Annotated in this window: 26 protein-coding genes and 1 tRNA gene; 19 read left to right on the top strand and 8 right to left on the bottom strand. The window is 46.2% G+C overall.

Annotation, left to right across the window (positions count from 1 at the left end; all coding sequences use genetic code 11):
* Positions 1-54 precede the first annotated feature (54 nt).
* The gene (locus tag FTO70_RS01555; RefSeq protein ID WP_255333932.1) at positions 55-468 is read right to left on the bottom strand and encodes a putative zinc-binding protein; all 414 of its coding nucleotides are present in this window, start codon (positions 466-468) and stop codon (positions 55-57) included.
* A gap of 223 nt (positions 469-691) precedes the next feature.
* The gene (locus FTO70_RS01550) at positions 692-1,192 is read right to left on the bottom strand and encodes a metallophosphoesterase (protein WP_255333931.1); all 501 of its coding nucleotides are present in this window, start codon (positions 1,190-1,192) and stop codon (positions 692-694) included.
* A 46-nt stretch (positions 1,193-1,238) separates the two neighbouring features.
* Between FTO70_RS01550 and FTO70_RS01545 the strand changes: the two genes are divergently transcribed.
* From FTO70_RS01545 to FTO70_RS01535, 3 genes are all read left to right on the top strand, one after another.
* Complete coding sequence (locus tag FTO70_RS01545; RefSeq protein ID WP_255333930.1) at positions 1,239-1,460, top strand: hypothetical protein; 222 nt, start codon at positions 1,239-1,241, stop codon at positions 1,458-1,460.
* An 80-nt stretch (positions 1,461-1,540) separates the two neighbouring features.
* Complete coding sequence (queC, locus tag FTO70_RS01540) at positions 1,541-2,236, top strand: 7-cyano-7-deazaguanine synthase QueC (RefSeq protein WP_255333929.1); 696 nt, start codon at positions 1,541-1,543, stop codon at positions 2,234-2,236.
* Between the two features lie 102 nt (positions 2,237-2,338).
* Positions 2,339-2,899, top strand: a complete 561-nt coding sequence (locus tag FTO70_RS01535; RefSeq protein ID WP_255333928.1) for a DUF366 family protein — start codon at positions 2,339-2,341, stop codon at positions 2,897-2,899.
* On the opposite strand, the gene FTO70_RS17995 is transcribed toward FTO70_RS01535, so the two are convergent.
* Positions 2,833-3,021, bottom strand: a complete 189-nt coding sequence (locus FTO70_RS17995; RefSeq protein WP_369694312.1) for a hypothetical protein — start codon at positions 3,019-3,021, stop codon at positions 2,833-2,835. The genes FTO70_RS01535 and FTO70_RS17995 overlap by 67 nt on opposite strands.
* Here FTO70_RS17995 and FTO70_RS01530 point away from each other — a divergent pair.
* The 3 genes from FTO70_RS01530 (at position 2,930) to nifB (ending at position 5,552) form a co-directional block, all read left to right on the top strand.
* Positions 2,930-3,817 carry a 7-carboxy-7-deazaguanine synthase QueE gene (locus tag FTO70_RS01530; RefSeq protein ID WP_369694311.1) on the top strand — a complete coding sequence of 296 codons (888 nt, stop codon included), beginning with the start codon at positions 2,930-2,932 and terminating at the stop codon, positions 3,815-3,817. The two genes, FTO70_RS17995 and FTO70_RS01530, sit on opposite strands and share 92 nt — an antisense overlap.
* A gap of 81 nt (positions 3,818-3,898) precedes the next feature.
* Entirely contained in the window at positions 3,899-4,246 is a 348-nt protein-coding gene (gene queD / locus FTO70_RS01525; RefSeq protein WP_255333926.1) for a 6-carboxytetrahydropterin synthase QueD, read from the top strand.
* Between the two features lie 328 nt (positions 4,247-4,574).
* Positions 4,575-5,552: a nitrogenase cofactor biosynthesis protein NifB gene (gene nifB / locus FTO70_RS01520; protein ID WP_255333925.1), complete on the top strand. Its 978-nt coding sequence runs from the start codon at positions 4,575-4,577 to the stop codon at positions 5,550-5,552.
* A 221-nt stretch (positions 5,553-5,773) separates the two neighbouring features.
* Here the strand turns inward: nifB and FTO70_RS01515 are convergent, their stop codons facing one another.
* A complete protein-coding gene (locus FTO70_RS01515; RefSeq protein ID WP_255334033.1) occupies positions 5,774-5,950 on the bottom strand; it encodes a 4Fe-4S binding protein in 177 nt (58 codons plus the stop codon).
* A gap of 286 nt (positions 5,951-6,236) precedes the next feature.
* Between FTO70_RS01515 and FTO70_RS01510 the strand changes: the two genes are divergently transcribed.
* A complete protein-coding gene (locus FTO70_RS01510) occupies positions 6,237-7,217 on the top strand; it encodes a methanogenesis marker 2 protein (protein WP_255333924.1) in 981 nt (326 codons plus the stop codon).
* A gap of 195 nt (positions 7,218-7,412) precedes the next feature.
* Here FTO70_RS01510 and FTO70_RS01505 read toward each other — a convergent pair whose 3' ends face one another.
* Entirely contained in the window at positions 7,413-7,718 is a 306-nt protein-coding gene (locus tag FTO70_RS01505) for a hypothetical protein (protein ID WP_255333923.1), read from the bottom strand.
* Between the two features lie 382 nt (positions 7,719-8,100).
* Here FTO70_RS01505 and FTO70_RS01500 point away from each other — a divergent pair, with 382 nt between their 5' ends.
* The 6 genes from FTO70_RS01500 to FTO70_RS01475 are packed head-to-tail and all read left to right on the top strand — an operon-like array spanning position 8,101 to position 11,979.
* Positions 8,101-8,895: a PAS domain-containing protein gene (locus FTO70_RS01500; protein WP_255333922.1), complete on the top strand. Its 795-nt coding sequence runs from the start codon at positions 8,101-8,103 to the stop codon at positions 8,893-8,895.
* Between the two features lie 5 nt (positions 8,896-8,900).
* Positions 8,901-9,266: an STAS domain-containing protein gene (locus FTO70_RS01495; protein ID WP_255333921.1), complete on the top strand. Its 366-nt coding sequence runs from the start codon at positions 8,901-8,903 to the stop codon at positions 9,264-9,266.
* Complete coding sequence (locus tag FTO70_RS01490) at positions 9,259-9,660, top strand: anti-sigma regulatory factor (RefSeq protein WP_255333920.1); 402 nt, start codon at positions 9,259-9,261, stop codon at positions 9,658-9,660. The genes FTO70_RS01495 and FTO70_RS01490 overlap by 8 nt, the downstream gene beginning before the upstream one ends.
* Positions 9,661-9,668: 8 nt before the next feature.
* The gene (locus tag FTO70_RS01485) at positions 9,669-9,959 is read left to right on the top strand and encodes a hypothetical protein (protein ID WP_255333919.1); all 291 of its coding nucleotides are present in this window, start codon (positions 9,669-9,671) and stop codon (positions 9,957-9,959) included.
* Positions 9,956-10,528, top strand: a complete 573-nt coding sequence (locus FTO70_RS01480; protein WP_255333918.1) for a SpoIIE family protein phosphatase — start codon at positions 9,956-9,958, stop codon at positions 10,526-10,528. The genes FTO70_RS01485 and FTO70_RS01480 overlap by 4 nt, the downstream gene beginning before the upstream one ends.
* Before the next feature lie 8 nt (positions 10,529-10,536).
* A complete protein-coding gene (locus FTO70_RS01475; protein WP_255333917.1) occupies positions 10,537-11,979 on the top strand; it encodes an ATP-binding protein in 1,443 nt (480 codons plus the stop codon).
* 153 nt (positions 11,980-12,132) lie between these two features.
* Here the strand turns inward: FTO70_RS01475 and FTO70_RS01470 are convergent, their stop codons facing one another.
* Positions 12,133-12,534, bottom strand: a complete 402-nt coding sequence (locus FTO70_RS01470; RefSeq protein ID WP_255333916.1) for a pyridoxamine 5'-phosphate oxidase family protein — start codon at positions 12,532-12,534, stop codon at positions 12,133-12,135.
* Between the two features lie 301 nt (positions 12,535-12,835).
* Between FTO70_RS01470 and FTO70_RS01465 the strand changes: the two genes are divergently transcribed.
* The 3 genes from FTO70_RS01465 to FTO70_RS01455 all read left to right on the top strand — a co-directional run bounded on the left by FTO70_RS01465 (position 12,836) and on the right by FTO70_RS01455 (position 13,990).
* Positions 12,836-13,150, top strand: a complete 315-nt coding sequence (locus FTO70_RS01465; protein ID WP_255333915.1) for a DUF5611 family protein — start codon at positions 12,836-12,838, stop codon at positions 13,148-13,150.
* Between the two features lie 68 nt (positions 13,151-13,218).
* Complete coding sequence (locus FTO70_RS01460; protein WP_255333914.1) at positions 13,219-13,731, top strand: chorismate pyruvate-lyase family protein; 513 nt, start codon at positions 13,219-13,221, stop codon at positions 13,729-13,731.
* 187 nt (positions 13,732-13,918) lie between these two features.
* Positions 13,919-13,990: transfer RNA gene (locus FTO70_RS01455), tRNA-Thr, on the top strand.
* A gap of 439 nt (positions 13,991-14,429) precedes the next feature.
* Here the strand turns inward: FTO70_RS01455 and FTO70_RS01450 are convergent.
* On the bottom strand, positions 14,430-14,795 hold the full coding sequence (locus FTO70_RS01450; RefSeq protein ID WP_255333913.1) for a hypothetical protein: 366 nt from the start codon (positions 14,793-14,795) through the stop codon (positions 14,430-14,432).
* A 375-nt stretch (positions 14,796-15,170) separates the two neighbouring features.
* Here FTO70_RS01450 and FTO70_RS01445 point away from each other — a divergent pair, with 375 nt between their 5' ends.
* A complete protein-coding gene (locus FTO70_RS01445; protein WP_255333912.1) occupies positions 15,171-16,064 on the top strand; it encodes a DHH family phosphoesterase in 894 nt (297 codons plus the stop codon).
* Between the two features lie 216 nt (positions 16,065-16,280).
* Here FTO70_RS01445 and FTO70_RS01440 read toward each other — a convergent pair whose 3' ends face one another.
* Complete coding sequence (locus tag FTO70_RS01440; RefSeq protein WP_255333911.1) at positions 16,281-16,646, bottom strand: DUF1699 family protein; 366 nt, start codon at positions 16,644-16,646, stop codon at positions 16,281-16,283.
* Between the two features lie 728 nt (positions 16,647-17,374).
* On the opposite strand from FTO70_RS01440, the gene FTO70_RS01435 reads away from it, so the two are divergent.
* Both FTO70_RS01435 and FTO70_RS01430 read left to right on the top strand, forming a co-directional pair.
* A complete protein-coding gene (locus tag FTO70_RS01435; protein WP_255333910.1) occupies positions 17,375-18,382 on the top strand; it encodes a hypothetical protein in 1,008 nt (335 codons plus the stop codon).
* On the top strand, positions 18,383-19,252 hold the full coding sequence (locus FTO70_RS01430; RefSeq protein ID WP_255333909.1) for a mechanosensitive ion channel family protein: 870 nt from the start codon (positions 18,383-18,385) through the stop codon (positions 19,250-19,252).
* The last annotated feature ends 130 nt before the right edge of the window (positions 19,253-19,382 follow it).

Below are 19,382 nucleotides of genomic sequence, written 5' to 3'. Positions count from 1 at the left end.
CATTCATTATGGAGAGGCGCCGTCAGGAAAGCTGGCGGAGGCGCAAAAAGGAGTTCATGCCTCCCGGATTGCTTTGATAATCTTTTCGATGTATTCGTTTTTAATGTCCGAAGGATTGGTTTTTTCAATCCCCAGTTCCGTGACCATCAGAGTACAATCGGCCTGTAAGCCCGCTTCCTCAAGCTTTTTCGTAGCACAGCTGTCCTCGCAGCCGTTCAGGGCAAGGACCCTGAAACCCTCTGAGACCGCATCCTCGGCAGCATCGGCCCCTTTATGCGCCGCTGCAGCCCTGTACACCCCGGGCCTCCTGAAAGCCAGACTTGACGCTGCCTGCATGGTGAGCTTTCCCGTGTTTGAGAGGCCCGAACAGGCAAAAATAAGGGTCCTCCCGTTTCCCCTGGAAGGAGGATAAGGTCCTTTCTCACTGCCAGATTGAGTTTCCAGATCATTTTTTTCTGCAGGTTCCATGTATTAAACCCCTGAAAATAAGTTATTTCAAAAGTTATTGAAATAGAGTTTATTCAAGGACTTAATATAACTTGCTATTTTTGGCAGACGCCGTAAATTTCCAATCGTGGCTGTAAACCGACCCTTGGGAAGCGGAAAACAGGCCTGAATCCTGGAGAGGAAGCTGAAAAAAGTTATTGAAAAGCGTTTTTGAAAAAAGGGGCTGGATGAAAGACCGAAAAGGTCAGTCCAGGTCCAGTTCCGTGATTTCGACATTCAGGTTTGCAATTTCAATTACTGCTACAGTGGCTTTCCCGGAAAGCACGCCCGAACATTCCCCGGGGTTTATCACAGGGGTCCCGTCGATCATCCGGACTCCGGGATCGTGGGTATGGCCCCGGACCACCACGTCAAAGTCCCCGGATTTGGCAAGGGCTGTTACCAGGGCCTCATTTGTCCCGTGCAGGAGAGCGATGTGCAGCCCGTCGATTGTAAGGTTCCCGAAGTCCCCGGAGGCGACAGCCCCGATTTCTTCAAACCACCGTGTCAGGGTCACCCTGTCCCCGTCGTTGTTCCCGAAAACGAAATAGAGTTTCGGTTCAAGTTCCTTAAAGGCCCTCACGGTGAAGGGAGAAACGAGGTCCCCTGCGTGGAGCACTGCTTTCACCTGCTTTTTGTTGAAAAATTCCACAGCTTTCCTGATTGCTTTCAGGTTGTCATGTGAATCCGACATGATTCCGATCAAGTGATCCCACCTCCTTCATAATATTAGATTTACTAGGATTTAACAGATGCCCCGTTTTGAAGGCAGGGAAATAGAATCATTCGGGGAAAGGAAACGATGCGGGCTTGAAGCAGGAAACAGGATATGGGAACTGTCTCCGGGGAAACAGCCAATTATAAATAGGAGTTCTCTGCATTATCGGATAATACCTGAAGAATACTCGAGGAATATTATTGGAATATTCAAAGAATATCCAGAGAAGGTCCATCGAATATCCAGAGAACACTAACTAATTAAGAAAAAGAATTATCCGGGGAAACTTTACCCTAAAATAAACTTTACCCTAAAATAATACGCCGTGGTTTGCAGATGAAAGCTATATCCCTCCTGAGCAGCGGGCTTGACTCGGTTGCTGCACTTGCTATTGCAGCCGAAAGCCTTGAAATTGAAATGGCAATAACCTTTGATTACGGGCAGCGCTCCGCCGAGCGGGAAATCGAACATGCGGGGAAAGTCTGCAAACATTTCGGAATCGAACAGCAGGTTATCAAACTGGACTGGCTTGCCGGCATCACGTCCACTTCGCTGGTAAACAGGGAAGCGGATGTCCCTGAACTGTCTTTTGAAGATATCACAGAAAACGCCCCTGCCGAAATTACCGAAGCCTCGGCAAAAGCCGTCTGGGTCCCCAACAGGAACGGGGTCATGTTAAACATTGCAGCAAGCTTTGCCGAAAGCAAGGGCTGCGAATACCTTATTGTAGGCTTCAACGGAGAGGAAGCCGGGACCTTCCCGGACAACTCACTGGAATACGTGCAGGCGATGGACCACGCCTTTTCTTACTCTACCCAGAACGGGGTGAAAGTGCTTGCCCCCCTGATAGAGCTTGACAAGCCCGGGATTGTCAGAAAAGCCCTGGAAACGAAAGCTCCCCTGGAATACAGCTGGAGCTGCTACCACGGCGGAGAGGTCCCCTGCCAGAAATGTGAAAGCTGCGTGAGAAGGGCACGGGCGTTTAAGGCTGCCGGAATGAAGGACCCGCTTTTAGAGAAGCTCGGGGCCTGAACCTGAAGGGCCTAACCTGAAAAAGGATAAAACAGGAAAGGGCAAAACAGGAAAACGTTGCCGGTAAAAAGACAGACCCGGAAATATTGAAGGGAAATTAACATGAAGTGCATTGTCTTACCCGAAAAATTCGACTACGACGGGAGCCAGATCTCCTCCCTCTGGGCTTACAACAGCTTCGGGGTGCAGGAAGACTCAATTGTCGTGTTCAGGGGCTCCTGCGATGTCAAAATCGAGCATATGATCGACCTGGAAGACAGGAGGGAAAACGAGTCCATCTGGTCCGAAGATATGGTGAGTTTTATCATCGAACACTTTGACTCCACGGACCTGAAACTGGTTTATGCGCGCCAGCGCCTCTTTACCGCAATCGTCAGGGAATACCTTGCGGACGTCGGGGTGCAAACCACACGGGAGGGGGATGACCTCTTCCTGAAAGGAAAAAAACTGACGGTATCCATTGCCAGCACCTCGGCGGTCTCCCAGAAGGCCCATTTCGGGATTAACGTTTCCCACGACGTGTACGGAAACCTGGAAGAGGCAGGGCTCGGGGACGAAGAAAATGTTTCTCGCCTCATGCAGGAAATAGGGGCCCGCTACGTAAGGGAATTCGAGGACATCGAAAAGGACCTGAGAAAATCCCGCCCCCTGGGAGTTGTGTAAATGCCCGACATAACAGTGCATGACCTGACAATGCGTGACCTAACATCTGTAAATGCTCCTGTAAACGCTCCTATAAATGCTCCTGTAAGCGCTCCTATAAATGCTCCTGTAAGCGCTCCTATAAATGCTCCTGTAAGCGCTCCTATCCGGGAGGTCTTCTGCTCGGTGCAGGGGGAAGGCCCTTACGTTGGAGCAAGGCAGGCTTTCGTCCGTTTTTCCGGCTGCAACCTGAAATGCAAATACTGCGATACGGACCATGCCGATTCCGGCGCCTGTGATTATGAGAAGGTTGAAGGCAGCGGGAACTTTGAAGAAGTCCCGAACCTTATCAGCACCTGCCGGCTTGAAGCGATGCTCCGGCCATTTACAAAGCTCCATTCTGTGTCCCTTACCGGAGGAGAACCTCTCCTGCACGCAGATTTTATAGAAAAGCTGGACCTATCCGCGCCCCTTTACCTTGAATCCAACATGACCCTGCCGGATCAGGCCCGGAAAGTAAGGGAAAAGGTCGCGTATGTGGCAGGGGACTTCAAGCTCCCGGAAGCCCTCCGGCAGATAAGCCCCGAAGCCAGGGAAGCCCATATAGAAAATACGATAGAGTGCTTCAGGGTCCTGAAGAAAAACACTTCAAGGGACTGCTTTTGCAAAATCGTGGTAAGCAGGGATACAAAACCCGAAACCGTACTTTTAGCCGCAGAAGCTGTTGCTGCTTACGTTTCCTGTGTCATCCTCCAGCCGGAAACTATCACTGGAAGCGTAAAGCCTGCTCCGGGGATTGCTCAGGCACCCGTGCCCTCACAAATGCAGACGGATACACAGGCCTCCGTACAGGCCCTCATCAAACTGCAAAACACTATGCTCGAACTGATAGACACGCGCATCATCCCCCAGACCCACAGGATGTGGGGTTGTTTATAATGACAATAATTACAAATGACAAATGACAAATGACAAATGACAAATGACAAAAAAGTGCTGTAATAAAAAGGGGTATTTATAATGACAAAAATGAGATTGGGAGTTATTGACTACATTGACAGCGCCCACTACCTTCCGGGACACGGAAAATGCGGAAGGGTGCACGGACATACCTACAAAATCGAAGTCGTCGTCGAAGGCGAAGTCCTGGAAAACGGAATGGTAATCGACTTCTACGACCTGAAAAAAGGAATAAAGGAAACTCTGCAGGAATACGACCACAGGCTCTTAAACGACCTCATAGAGTTCCCGAGTTCGGAATACCTCTGTCAGAATATCCACGCCCGCCTCCTGGAAAAGTTTGGTTTTCCCCTGAAGGTCAGGGTCTGGGAAGGGGAAGGTAAGTGGTGCGAGATGGATAATTTCTGAATGAAACATGCTGTTTTAGCAGGATTCACGGTTTAATTAGCAGGTTTCACGGTTTAAATTTCCACTTTTTTGTAAAGGGAAGGGATTCACGGGCAAACTTATTAAATATTACACTTTTATTTATATAATGAGAGATATTTTATTTTCCGGTGTTTTCGGCACGAATATCAGTTTAAGATTTTAAAGAATCAGTAAAATATGTTTAGGATTTAAAACAATTCCACAATGTATTTCAAGGGGCTGCATTATAAGTTGCTTCAGACTTTTTAAAATAACCCTCTACTGAGACTTTGCTTTACTTTTAAGCTCCGAAAGGAGGAGAACACACTTGTCAGAAGAAAATAATCCCATAAATGACACCGGTAACGGCCTCGAACTTAACGAAGAGCTCAGGAGAAAAATAGCAGAACACCCCTGCTATGACAAGAAAGCCCAGCACAAATTCGGGCGGATTCATCTGGCTGTGGCTCCGAGGTGCAACATCCAGTGTAATTTCTGCGTAAGGGAATTTGATTGCGTTAATGAGAGCCGGCCCGGAGTCACAAGTAAGGTTCTCACTCCGCAGGAATCCCTTGAAAAGACCAGGCAGGTCCTGGCAGACTATCCTTTTATCAAAGTCGTTGCAATTGCAGGCCCGGGAGATCCCCTGGCAAATGATGAGTCCTTTGATACCTTTGAACTTATCCGGAAGGAGTTTCCGGACATAACCCTCTGCATGAGCACAAACGGGCTTATGCTTCCCGAAAAACTCCAGGACATGCTCCGCGTTGGCGTATCCACCCTGACAGTTACGGTAAACGCAATCGACCCTGAAATCCAGGCAAAAATCGTAGACCACATCGTCTACCACGGGAAGGTCTACAGAGGCGTAGAAGCCGCTGAAATCCAGATAAAGAACCAGCTTGCAGGCATCAAGGCAGCCGTGGACGCGGGAATAGTTGTAAAGGTAAATACCGTGCTTGTCCCGGGCATAAACGACAAACATGTGGTTGAGATCGCCAGAAAACTCAACGAACTCGGGGTTTACATCATGAATATCATGCCCCTTATCAACCAGGGAGCCTTTGCAGACCTTGAACCGCCCACAGCAGAGGAAAGAAAAGCTGCCCAGGAAGCCTGCGAACCCTATGTCATGCAGATGCGCCACTGCAGGCAGTGCAGGTCCGACGCCTACGGTCTCCTTTCCCAGGACATGTCCCAGATGAGTGAAAAGCGCAGGGAGCTCATAAAGATCCATACAAAAGAAGATATGGAAAAAGCAAAAGAAAACCTGGCTAAAAACGGAACAGAAGAAGGGAAAGACTGAAAGGAACCCCGGAAGTGTAAAAGAAAAAATCTGAGAGTCTTGAAGTGTAAAAGAATAGCTCTGAGAACTCAGGGAAGAAAAACATTGAAAGCTCAGGGGAAAAGACTCGACAAGAAGTAAAAAAGCAATCAATCCTGCCCCGGAAAGGAAAAGAGATCAAAAGCCCGGGGCCAAAAAAGCGGAGTCAAAGAACTCCGCTTCTCAGACCTTTTCTAAGGACTTTACTCGACGGTGATTGCCCCGTTCGGGCAGGCATCTTCGCATGCGCCGCAGTCAAGGCATTCGTCTTCATCTACAACTGCAATGTCTTCATCGTTAAGGGTGATTGCAGCTGCAGGGCATTCGTCCACACAGCTTCCGCAGCCTGTGCAGGAGTCTGCATCAATCTTTGCTACCATGTTTTTCACTCCATTTTTCGTAGTTTAGGTATTTTTATATATGTATAGATATATTAAACCGACATATTAGGACATAATAATTTCATAAAAAGCTGTCGCTTCTTTTCCCCGGAACAGATAAGAAAAACAGATAAAGGATGACCGGAAATACGTACTGTCCGAAACCCCGTACCGGGATTTCCAAAAAGGAAGCCGACGACGAGGCCTGGGGCAATCACGCTTATAAACTTGAGCTAAAACTTATACATTGCATTTTACTCTAATAAAAACAACAGGAAGCTTTTGTTTGGACCTGGAAGAGCTTGCAGAAAGGATAAGAAATTTCGAAGGGGTAACCCGCAAGAAACCGATAGAAGACATCGTCTCCATCTTTGAGACCGTCCGCCCGGAGTACAAAGATGCCATCGTGGACTTCGGGGACGATGCGGCGGTAATCGACATAGGAGGAGAAGACGTAATCCTCTTTGCAGCCGACGGCATCTGGGGAAGGCTGCTTGACGCCAGCCCCTGGTGGGCGGGCTACGGGGCTGTGGTGGTGAACGTAAACGACATCGCTGCCATGGGAGGAAGACCCCTTGCCATGGTGGACATCGCCTCTGCAAACTCCCCGGGAGCCTGCAGGGAACTGATGGAAGGCCTGGCTGAAGGGGTCCGGAAATTCGGGGTCCCCGTAGTTGGAGGGCACCTTCACCCGGATACTAATTATAACTCCCTTTCCGTTGCAATCATCGGGATCGCAAAAAAGGACTGCGTGATCCGGAGCGACACCGCAAGTCCGGGAGACCTGGTAATTGCCGCTTACGACATGGACGGGAAGATCGGCCCGAACTCCCCTTACAGCTGGGACACGACCTCCTATAAGGAGCCTTCCGTGGTCAGGGAGCGCTACCTGGTGACCCAGGAGATAGCAAAACGAAAACTTGCAACTGCAGGCAAAGACATCAGCAACCCTGGCCTCGTAGGGACCCTGGGGATGCTCTGCGAAACGAGCAAGGTCGGAGCCTCCGTGGACCTGGAAAAAGTCCCCAGGCCCGAAGGTGTGGACTTCGAGCAGTGGCTGAAAGTTCACCCCGGCACAGGCTACGTCTTCACCGCATCCGCAGAAAATGCAGAAGAATGTGTAAAGGTCTTTGAAAAGGCAGGGCTAACAGCCTCTGTGATCGGAAAAATCGAAGAAGGCTCAAAGCTCGACATATACGATAAAACTGGCAGGACCACTGTTTTTGACTTTTCAAAGGACAGCATCACAGGCATCGGTTCCGAGTAACGGGACTCTCCCGCCTGTTTTTTTGCTGTAGCCTTTTATCCGGAAAATTTACGGGTCAAAATTATTCTGGCTCAACGATTATTCAATCGGATTATTACTAAGATCGAATTATTATTCTGGTCCAACTATTATTCTGGTCCAACTATTATTCAATCGAATTATTATTTATATAGGATTATTATTAAGATTGAATAATTATTCATCGACCCAGGCCTTCATTTCCTTATAGAGGAACTTTTCAGCTGCCTGGACCTTTTCCAGAGGGCCGCGCAGGGCCAGGAGTTCCCTTTCCTCACTATTTGCAACGCCCACAAATATCTTTCTTTTTACGGGTTCAAGCTCGAATTCCTCCACGAGGTCGTAGATAACGGATACGAGAGTTCCGGGCGGGATAATCAGATCGAAGAGCTCTTCTATTTCCGCCCCCTCATCGGCGCTCTTTTTCTCTTTCTCTGCCTGTTTTTTGGCAATTAACTCGTCAAGATTGAGCGTTTTATGCATCTTTGGTCACCTTCTCTTTGTGTTAGGATTATAGGGTATCAATTACTTTTGAACATCCGGCTTTTTAATGAAATTCACTGGATTATTGATAAGTTTGATCATATTTATGTTGTTTCCCAGATTAGGAGTAGCCCCTCATTGCCCAACAAACTTGATGAAGAATTTATTGTTGATTTCTTGAGCTGGGTTGCCATGACCAGGGTTAGAAATTTTAATTTTTGATAGTATAGAAATCATTTGTATAAAGAAATAATATATAGAATTGGGTAATTACAGACAAAAAAATGAAGCCTGATTATCGTGCGGACCTGACCAATAAAACGTAGCCGTGAATTGTCATTCATCAGGATGGTACAAAACTCCGGTCAAATAGAGTGATATAATGAGTACTACGGTTAAAGATGAGATAATGGGAATTGATCTGAAACAGGCTATTCCAACTCCTGTAATGGCTGTGGACAAAGATTTTAACATTGTTTTTATCAACGCTGCTGGTTGCGACTGGCTGGGGAAAGAATGGGAAGAGATCGAAGGCAAAAAATGTTATGATGTTATTGAAACAACATTATGCAACACAAAAAAATGTGTAGCCAGAAAGGCAATGGATGAGAATACAAAAATTACCGCCCGCAATGAAATGAAGTGCTATGGAAAAACGATTCCCGTAGAGATTACTTCAAGCCCATTAAAAGACAAGAAAGGAAACATCATTGGGGGACTCGAATACATTGTTGACATCAGCCACAGTGTGAAGATGGAAAATGAACTTCGAACCCAGACCCAGACAATACTGGAGCTTTCCACACCCGTAATCAAAATATGGGACGGGGTTTTGCTACTCCCCCTCGTAGGAATCGTCGATACAATGCGAGCACAGCAGATTATCGAAAACCTCCTCAATTCCATCGTGGAAAATGAAGCAGAAGTGGCAATTCTTGACCTGAGCGGAGTACCTTTAGTTGACACCGCTGTGGCAAAACATATAATCAAGACTGTGAATGCAGCTAAAATGCTCGGTGCAGAGACGATTCTAACCGGTTTTAGCCCTGACGTAGCACAAACCCTGGTCACACTCGGAGTGGACCTTAATAATATCATTACCTGCGGTTCCCTGAAAACCGGGATCTCAAAAGCCCTAAATTTCATTGGAAAGAAAGTCGTTTCTTATGAGGGATAAGGCAAATGATTCCGATATTGAAATTGAAGGGCATTCTGCTGTCATCGCTTCAGGGAGACCTGACGGACAACGAGGTACTTGAGTACCAGTCCCGGATGCTGAACATGCTGGAAAAAACCGAAGCAAAGGGTGTCCTTATTGACATAACAGGTCTGGATATTGTAGATTCGTTCATGGCAAGAGTGATTAATGAAACCGCGAATATGGCACGAATTATGGGGACTGAAGTCGTCCTCTGCGGCATGCAGCCTATGGTCGCTCTTACCCTTGTTGAAATGGGGCGGGAACTTATCGGCGTGCAAACGGCACTTAACCTCGACAAGGGATTTGATAAAATACTCATTTTAATAGGAAGTGAAAAAGGTGAGTAAGAGGATCCCCCTTCAGACCGAGAGTGATCTCCTGTTTGCAAGGCAGGCGGCAAGAGAAATGATGAGGGAGATGGGATTTGGCTCTGCAGACCAGACTCGCATGGCCACAGCCATCTCTGAACTGGCCAGGAACGTCCTGAAGTATGCAGGGGAAGGGACCTGTACCCTCATTGATGAACAGGACGAAAGAGAAATGGTTCTCAGGGTGGTCGTCGAAGACAACGGCCCCGGAATTACGAATATAGATCAGGCGATGGAAGACGGGTTTACTACTGGAAATGGGCTTGGTGCAGGCCTTCCGGGCGCCAAAAGGCTTGTAAATAATTTTGATATCGCATCCGAACCCGGATATACGAAAATCACCATGGAAATCAGAAGACACGCAAATAAATAATATTGATGTTGCATCAAAAATCGAGAATAAGGGCTAGTATTCCAGTAATTGGATTTCAGTCCGCATTACTGAACCTTTCTTTAAAAAAACTCGGAGTACGGAATGTAAGTTCCGGGAAAAACCCAGATTTAATATTTTACTTTATCAGTCAAAATCATATCCCTCAAGATGAATTATCGATTTCTGCCGGATTTCCGGACCATGGGGAAAGCTGTCAAATATCAGAGGCAAGAGGCAGAAATCAAGCTAAAAGTGGATACGCGCAGGCATCAGGATATAACAGGGATGGAAAAACATGAACATAGGTACTGCAACTCGTTCTTTCTACAACGACCCCCACTGCGGAGACCAGTACGGCTGGTGGGAAAATGATGAGCGTATCACACTCTGTCTGGCTGACGGCCTCGGCCACGGAATAGAAGCCGAAAAAGCTGCAAAAGCGGCTATAGATTATATATCACGTAATCTCTGTGAACCACTGCCCCAGATATTTTCAAGATGTGATAAAGCAATCAGGCATACCAGGGGAGTGGCAATGAGCATTGCCATCATTGATAAAAATAACTCCACACTGACTCACGGGGGAATAGGAAATGTCAGTGTGATGGTTAAAGGTAGAAAAAAAACCAAATTAAGTAGCGACTGGGGCATCATTGGTGGAGGGTACAGGAAATTGCATACAAATACTGTAGATCTGGCACATGACGACCTGGTACTCATGTGGACGGATGGCATCTCAGAGCACCTTGATATTTCCGGCTATGAAGAATTCCTCTGCAGGAATGTGCAAAAACTGGCAAACCGGATACTTGAGGATCATGCAAAAGTAACAGACGATGCAACCATTGTGATATACCAAAAACGGTGACCTTCCCTATGCCACTTCAAACCTTCAAACAAAAATATTACGAGCTTCTCAAGGATTATTTTGAGGACCCGGACGAAAGGTACCTGTTTGAAATAGAGGACCTTGGGCGGGAGATGGTTCTGGAAAACATACCTCCGGAGGACATCGCAGAGATCCATGAAGAAGCAATCTCCCGCCTGGCGGAGGATTATCCGGACCTGAAACTCGTCGAATACTCCCGCATTCTCTCAACCCCCCTGATGGAAATGATGATAGCTTATGGCCTTGCCTTCAGGGAATGGATCGAAGCTTCCGAGAAAAGCCGAAAGGAACTCCAGAAATACGCCGAAGAACTGGAAAAAAAGAACAGGGAACTTGAAAAATACTCCCAAAAACTAAAAGAGAACAAAAAATTGTTTTCCACCTTTATGGATTACCTGCCGGCTACTGCTTATATTAAAGATGACAGTGGACATGTTATATACACAAATAAATATCTGAAAGAGCACTTCCGGACAGATGAGAGGACCAGAGTTGCGGAAACCGAAAAAAAAAGTGCCAGCACAAAGACCGAATCTGTTGTGGACCTGGAAGGAAAAGAACTTTTCTACCGGACTATAAGGTTTCCCATCAATCTTGACGAGAGGACAACATTGTACGGAGGCCTGGGGATAGACGTAACCGAGCAGAAGTTCGCAGAGGAGATGATGCTGAAAGCAAAACTGGATGCAGAAGAAGCAAACAGCACAAAATCCAAGTTCCTTGCCAACATGAGCCACGAACTGAGGACCCCTCTGAACTCGATTATCGGATATTCGGACTTTCTGCTCGAATGGCCCGACTCACTGAATGATAAGCAGAGAAAATACGTTGGCAATATATCGGCAAGCGGGAAACACCTGCTGACTCTTATCAACGACATCCTTGACCTTTCCAGGGTCGAAGCAGGAAAGATGGAACTTCGATACGGAGACATATCGGTGCCTGAATCGGTCGCTGAGGTCATGACAACACTTCGCCCTCTGGCAGCAAAAAAGAACATAAACCTCAAAAAAATTATTGACCCTCAGCTTCCGGTAATTCATGTGGATAGGGAGAAATTCAAGGAGATCCTCTACAACCTGATTAGCAATGCGATCAAGTTCACACCGGAGGATGGGACAGTAAGTATTAAGGCTTCATTTAAAGGAGACCTGGCAGAGTTCTCTTTAAAGGATACAGGTATAGGGATTTCAAAAGAGGACCAGAAAAGACTATTTCAGCCTTTTACGCAAATAGATTCTGCTGCTTCACGCAAATATCAGGGATCCGGCCTTGGGCTTGCCCTTGTAAAGAAGTTCGTAGAGCTTCATGGAGGAGCAATATGGGTTGAAAGTGAAATAGGAGAAGGCAGCACTTTCACGTTCACATTACCTATCAATTCCAGCTCAGGGGATGTTCAGGAATATTTAGGGGAACAGTCTTCTACATAAGAAAGATATTAAGATCTTGCCCGGAACTGATCGATGGTTTTGAACCCTTAAGAATAAGAGGCGAAAATACCACCATTACAAATAGATGAAAAAAATAGAAAAACCTTCCGGAGGGGAGGCCTGTAAAACAGCTTCAGTAAAAAGGACCTTATTTTATGCTATTCTTTCCCCGGCACTCGGGCCCGGGCTTGCGCTGTAGATCTCCTCCACATGGAGGAGGGCTGCACCTTTTGGTTTCAGGTTTGCCATCTTTGAGGCAACCCATTCGAGAACCTCGTCCATTAAGGGCCCTTCACTGACTAGTTCAACACTGCCCTTGAGCTGGTAGGCTTTCATAGGGGGCATGTAGACACTGATTGCAGCTTTTGGGTTTTCCTTCAGGTTGGCCTCGGTCTTTTTCCAGAATACGTTTGCCATAATAAGAGTTTCATCGTCCCTGGCCTTTACAAAACCCATGAGAGCAACATTCGGAACCCCATTTTTGTCTGCTGTCACCAGAGAGGCGACCTGCTGGTTTGCAAGCGCTTCTTTTACATCTGCAGGAAGTTTTACCATATCCTTTTCCTCCTTTCGATTCAAGATCTCCGCTTTTTTGTTCAATTACAGGATACTTTTTAAGTTTGCATTCCATTATATAGTTCAATTCTTAAATTAAAATTCCAATATTATGAAGAGGGGGAGATGAATATTTATAATTATTTCAATAGTAACTTTGAAAAACAGGATATAATGGGAAAAACAGGATGAAAAGGGAAGTAAAGCCCTGCCCTGACTCTTCACCCCCGGGTAGGGAATTCGGGCTCAGGCTCTAAGCAAACTTTATCTGAGATGAAAATATCTTATAAGAGGATAAGCCATGCAGCAGTACAAGTTAAAACGCGGTTTTAAACCTGAAAGTGAAAGGATCTACTCGGTAATGCAGGAAAGCTTCCCGGTGGAAATCTCCCGGAACGGAGACCATTTTGAGACAACCTTCGGGGCAATGTCAAAGATAACGGTCTGGATCGAGAACAAAATGCTCTGTGTGGAAACGGTTTCCGATGCAACTGTGAAGGATGACGAAACGATCCTGCAGACCAACAAGGCCTACCGGGACTTTCTCTTAAAGGCTACCGGGTACACGGCAAAAGAGCGCCTGAAACAGGCGAAAAAAGAAGTAGGCGAGGAGTAATTCTCCCTTAAGCACTTTTCCGATTACAATTATTCATTCCATTTTTTGCCCACTCAGAGGTATCTCTTTTGGACGCCGATTTTCTGGAAAAACTGAAGAGCCTGGAGATTCCCACCTGCCTCCGGGTCTGTTGCGGGACCGACGGTTCAGTGACCTTTCTCCTTGAGATAATGGCCCGGAAACCTGTGACTGTAAAAACCGAAGCCCAGTATATAGTCCGCGCGGACCGGGAGATGGCTGCCCTCCTGGGGGTAGAAGAAGGCAGTGAGGTCAACAACAGGACTGTCAGGCTCTATGCCGGAGAGACTGTCTTCGTCCACGCAAGGTCTCTTTCCCCCCTGGAACGCATGCCTCAGACCATGCGGGACCAGCTTATGCGCGCAGACATCCCCATCGGCCGCATCCTGCGCAGCCACAACCTCGAAACCAGGAGGGATATGGGAGAACTCGAAATCCTGGAAGGCGAACCCACCTTCGAAGGAATACCCGTCCTTTCCCGCTCGTACAAAATCGTCCACAACAACCACGTCCTCATGTGGATCAACGAGCGCTTCCCCATAGACGAACGGTGGAAACTCTGAAACCATGGGAATACCGGAAAAGATTTTTCAAGGAGACGGGCAATTTACCCTGCCAGTCCCCCCATTTTTTATGCGGATTTTCACAGATTTTACAACAGTAGACAGATTTTTTTCATTTTCAGCCCCTACCAGTCGAAACCTTTATATCTATAGTATGATATTTTGGAGATGCTCTTACAGCAACAGTGCCTTGGTGGCTTAGGGGTATAGCGCGTCCTTGGTAAGGACGAGGTCGCGGGTTCAAATCCCGCCCGAGGCTTAAATCTATCAGTTCAAAGCCTTGTTTTATTAAAAGGCTTTGAATTATAAATAATGACTCTTTTTTAAACTCAATCATTTTTTACACTTGTTTTTCAAAAAAGTAAATTTTAGCAAAAATTTTCTTTTCCTCCAGGATCCACAAAGTAAAGCCTCTTCATATCCGGGCAATACACGTCAAGCTCAACACGGACACTTTCTGTAAGTGCAGTCCCCAGCCAAGCCAGACCTTCCAGCCCCCTAAAGAGCCTCAGCACCTCCGATCTGCGAAAGCAGCCCCGAATAAAAAAGAGAAAATAAGAGCAAATTATGAACAGAACTGAAAAATCAGTTCTGTTTCTTCCACATATCAGTTATTATCTCAGCCACATGTCCTGATTTCTGCCAGGGGATTGATTGAAGGCAGAGCAGGAACAGGGTATAGAGACACGGCTTTCCATTCAGTCTCTTTCTATTTCCTCTTCAAGGTTCATGAACTCATCATAACATCTGATGCAGATGTATTTATCTTCAGGGCATGCTTCTTCAGAGTCCACCTTCGGGCCCCCGGGTTTTGTGGTTCCTACCTTCAATATATAGAAGTGCTCCCCGAATTCTACTGGCTGCCCACATCTCGAACATAAGAAGGGGGGATTCTCAATCGAATTAGCTGCACATTCGATACATATCAGATCGGACTTATCCCCGTGAACGTCCTTGAATTTTATTGGTTTCATTTCCTGGCTGGTATCGACGACCAGTACGTCTTCCAGCAGTTCCCGCCCACAGATGTTGCAAAACTCTTTCATTTTGTCGCTTCCCTTCATTATGTTACCTCTATTCCAGAGAATTTTTCATAAAATCCAGTATCGAGCCTGAAAGAGGGTTTGGTGTTTCCCCGTTTTTACTCCGTTTTGTTCCCTTTTCGGCTCCCATGATAATTATATATTCTAAGATATTTAAAAATATTGTAATTTAAATAGGTTGTCACTTGATTCAATATTTCCAAAACAGAGTTTTCCAATATCGAAGAAAGAAGGCGTAAACACCGGTTCTGTGATTTTCCTAACAAAACCATTTATCTGGGGCTCTGGAGCATAGCATGTCCCTGATAAGGGTGAGATTGTGGGTTTGTCTTGAAAGTAGTTTTGGACGACTGGTTTAACTCACAGGAGATTCTATAGAGTAAAGGAGAACAGGAAATGACTGATGATAAACGCACTATTTTAATTTATTATCATGACGATAATGACGGGTGCTGTGCAGCAGCTGTCGCTGGAAATTGCTATGACAGGAATGAATTTGCCATAAAGTTTGTTGCTATAAATTACGGCAAAGAGTCGTGGAATGACGAAGAAATAAAGGCAGCTGAAAAAGTATGGCTTCTTGATTTTACAAGCGATAAAATGGATGAATTCGTAAAGGTTTGCGGGCCTAAACTGACATGGATAGATCATCATAAGACCGCTATCGAGAAATTTCCGGACCTATGGAATTCGGGCAATATCCCGGGAATCAGGTCCGTTGAAAAGGCAGCCTGTGTACTTACATGGGAGTACGCCCATCCTGAAACTCTCACACCCCCTCCGGCTGTTGCCTATATAGGGGACAAAGACATGTGGAGGTTTGAATACGATGAGACCAGGGCTTTCAACGCCGGCTTCAGCCTGATGGTGAAAACCCCTGATGATTCGGCATGGAATGTCCTCCTTGGTTCCGGTTCCGAATGCGAGGATACTGTAGATAAAATGATATCTATCGGCGAATTACTCCTGGAATCTCAAAGTTACAAGCTTCAGAAAGCATTCGAACGTGGGGTAGATTGCACTTTCCATAACTGGAGAGCCAGGCTTGTGAACACTACCGGGAGTATCTCCGAGCTTGGAGAGTTAATCTATAAGAAACCTGAATATGATATTGCTATCATGTGGCAGGCTGTGGAAGATACGGTGGTATTCAGCTTGAGGTCAGATTCAGGAAATCCTGACTCGCCTGATTGTGCCGAAATTGCTCAGCAATACGGCGGCGGAGGACACAGAAACGCCGCTGGTTTCCAGAAAAAGAATATGGAATTTCCACGTCTGCTTTTCACATAAACCCAAAAGTGATACAACCCCTTCGATTGAGAGGAAGCCCTTAACCTCTCGATCCCGTAGTTCCCCATACATAATTTGAGCTTCTTTCTGGAAAGAAGAAAAACTAACGAAACAAAATATTGAAGAGATAGAAATCCGTACCGGACCCAAAAAATCAGGAAAAGAAAAAGATAAAGAGCCCAAAAATAAAGAGGACTTAAGGTATTTTTCAGCTGTTCAGGAAATGACTTCTTTTTTGAGGATATAAGCAACCATTTCAGGGTTAATCTTCCTCGCCTTTGAGACTTTTTCTTCAATGGTCTCGGCGGGTTTGCCTTCAATTTTCAGTTCCTTTATTTCCTCAATGACCGAAGACGGTATGCTGTAGTACTCGTCTATGTCTTTCCTGTGTCCCCAGACATCCCCTTCTATGAGTTCGATCCGCTGCATTTCAAGGAACATTTCAATTGACTTTGAAACCGTGCGCCTGTAGGATTTTGGAAGCTGTATGACTTCAATTTTCGGACAGGCCTCTACAAGTGCAAGAATGTCCTTGTTTGCAGGCCTGAAAGCCATATGCACTATCCTTTCATTCGGATTCAATTCTGGGATTTCCTCTCTTGAACTTACAACCCTTATTTTCAAAATTACTTCCCCCTTTTTCTATTTGTGATTTTTTATTTAATATTAAAATATTCTTCATTAAATATTTTTCTCTAATAGCCAGATTTATTTAAAATGTTGGCGATTCCCGCTCACCCTGCCCGTAGCCTGAAGTTCCGGACGTGAATCAAGAAAACCAATTCAGGAACTTCATTTTCGAAAATATTGAGGATTCTGTGCAGAGAGGTTCACCGAACACATAAAAAGCAAAATCAGCAAGAACATGGATATTATGGAAATATTTTTTGATTCTGGCGCGGGTTAGGGCATTTACAGGATTCCTTAAGTTAACCTGTAAAAGCCCGCAAAGAAACCTTACAGTCCTGAAGGGGACCTGCTCCGGGTCTCTGGAATTTTAGCTTAAACTCAGGATTCCCTTATCCGGTTTTTTCCTCCGGGGTTCCAGCTAAAATTTTAGTAGAACAGTTCTTCCTGAACTACAGGATATTTTTCGGAACTGGGCCTTAAAAAGCGCCATTGCGGGCCCTCGCAATATGAACGGCCTCCGGGAAGCGAATTGGTGCCCCAGAGTGTAATAATTCAGGCTGTGACCCGGATTGTAACCCGATTTATGTATCATGCAGGACAATATAATATGTGCAAACCATGGAATATACGTAGACCATGGTGGGGGACCAGCAAAACTTTCGGGAAAAGGGGAGCTCGGAGTGCTCGGATTTGAAGAAGAGATCGGAAAAATTCAGGCAGCAATTGCGGACTTTGAACTTGGGAACACATTGAACATAGCTCTCATAGCCGGGCCACTCGGAGGAAAAACCACCCTGCTTGAGGAAATAGAAAGGAAGAACCCCGGCAGGGTAACAAAACTGGGATTCCCGGCAGTCGTAAGGAATAAAAAGGAAATTTCCCTTTCTCCGACCTCCAGGCGGGTCGTGCTCCTTGATGACTGCCACTTTCTATACATGCGAAAAATCGGGGGTTTTGATGCGTTTTATGGATTTCTGGACATGATTAGCTCCCGGGAAAGGCTTTTTATTAGCACCTGGAACCTGTATTCCTGGAACTACCTGAACGAAGTTTTCGGACTTGGAAAGTATTTTCCCGTACAGGTCCGAATTCCTGCCCTCACGCAGGAAAACCTCAAAACCCTGATTCTCAGTGGATACGGGGAAGGGGAGATCCACTTTACAGAAGAACTGGAGTCCGAAAAAGAGCCAGTGGTGTATCTTATCAAATTTCCGCTTCCTTTTGCCCTTCTGGGGAAAAAAATAGATCTGCTTTTGCCGAAAATAAATTTTCCATACCTGGAGAAGCGTTTCCTGAAAAAAGAGAAGGAAGTAAGTGCAGGAGACAGGGTATTTGAAAAGCTCTACCTGGAATCGAAAGGAAACCCCGGAGTTGCATTGAGGCTCTGGGAACTCGGGGCCGGATACCCGCAGGCCAGGCCGGAAAAGATAGGCGGCTTTTCTTTCGAGGTCGAACTCGAATACGAGGAGGCTTTTGTGTTGAGCCTCATCCTTTCGTACCAGCGCCTCACAAGAGCTGAGATCGCCGAGATGACAGGCTCCGATGGGGAAGAGAAGGTAAATGAAGCCATTTTCAGGCTTTTACACCAGAAGCTCATTTTTATTGACGGGGATGCTTTTTGCCGGGTCCGGCCTGAAGCCCTGGGCAGTGTCGTATCGTACCTCGAAAAGCTGAGGCTGGTGTGGTAAATGGCAGACAATGTCCCCAGGCAGGAAGAGCTTTCAACACTTTTCGGATCAATCGGCATCGGGACCATTGTTTCCATGCTTCTGGTCTTATTGTTCGCATTCCTCCTTTCCAGACTTTTGACCCTCCTGCTCTCAAAACTCTCGGAAAGGACCGGCTGGCAGAGGATCAAACTGAAAATGCTAATCCCCCTGTTAAAATTCGGGATATACGGGGCTGCGTTTTATTATATCATGGCGAACGTTCTTGAAATTTCAGGGCAGCAGCTTTTGATCCTGGGAGGGCTTTTCGGGGCTGCCCTTGGCTTTGGGCTTAAAGACCTCTTTTCGGACTTTATAGGGGGAATTGTTATTACTTTCGAAAAACCCTACCAGGTCGGGGACAAAATAAGGATTGGAAAATACTATGGTGAAGTCATGGATATCGGGTTCAGGGCCACAAAACTGGTTACACCTGACGATAACCTTGTTTCAGCCCCCAATGGTTTGATTTTTACGGAAAGCGTCGCCAGCGCAAACAGCGGGTCATCGGAAATGATGGTAGTAATCGACCTGTACATAGCATGTGATGCGGATGCAAGCCTTGCCATGAAAATATTGAGGGAGGCGGTCATAAGTTCGAAATATGTTTACATTTCCGAAAAACGCCAGGTCACTCTCCTGCAAAAGGCCTTTCCCTTTTATACCCGGCTCAGGGCCAAAGCCTATGTCAATGACCTGAGGTATGAATTCGAGTTCGAATCCGATGTACACACCAGGGCCCTGGAAGAATTCCGAAAAAGAGAGATCAGAGTTCCAGAACTCCATTATCTTGAAGCCTTTCCGGAAATGAAGGATTTCAATTTCCCGGAACTAACTTCAAATAAACCTTAACATTACGATACCTTAATATCCTGATTTTTTAACAAGCCCGGCCAACCAATAGGACATTGCCACCCCATCAGCATTACCAACCCATCAGCATTACCAACCCATCAGCATTACCAACCCATCAAATATTGTT

It is taken from the genome of Methanosarcina sp. KYL-1, from assembly GCF_024372725.1.
In the GTDB taxonomy this organism is placed as follows: domain Archaea; phylum Halobacteriota; class Methanosarcinia; order Methanosarcinales; family Methanosarcinaceae; genus Methanosarcina.
Note: the sequence above shows the minus strand (reverse complement) of the source record. Positions and strands in the feature narration are given on the sequence as shown.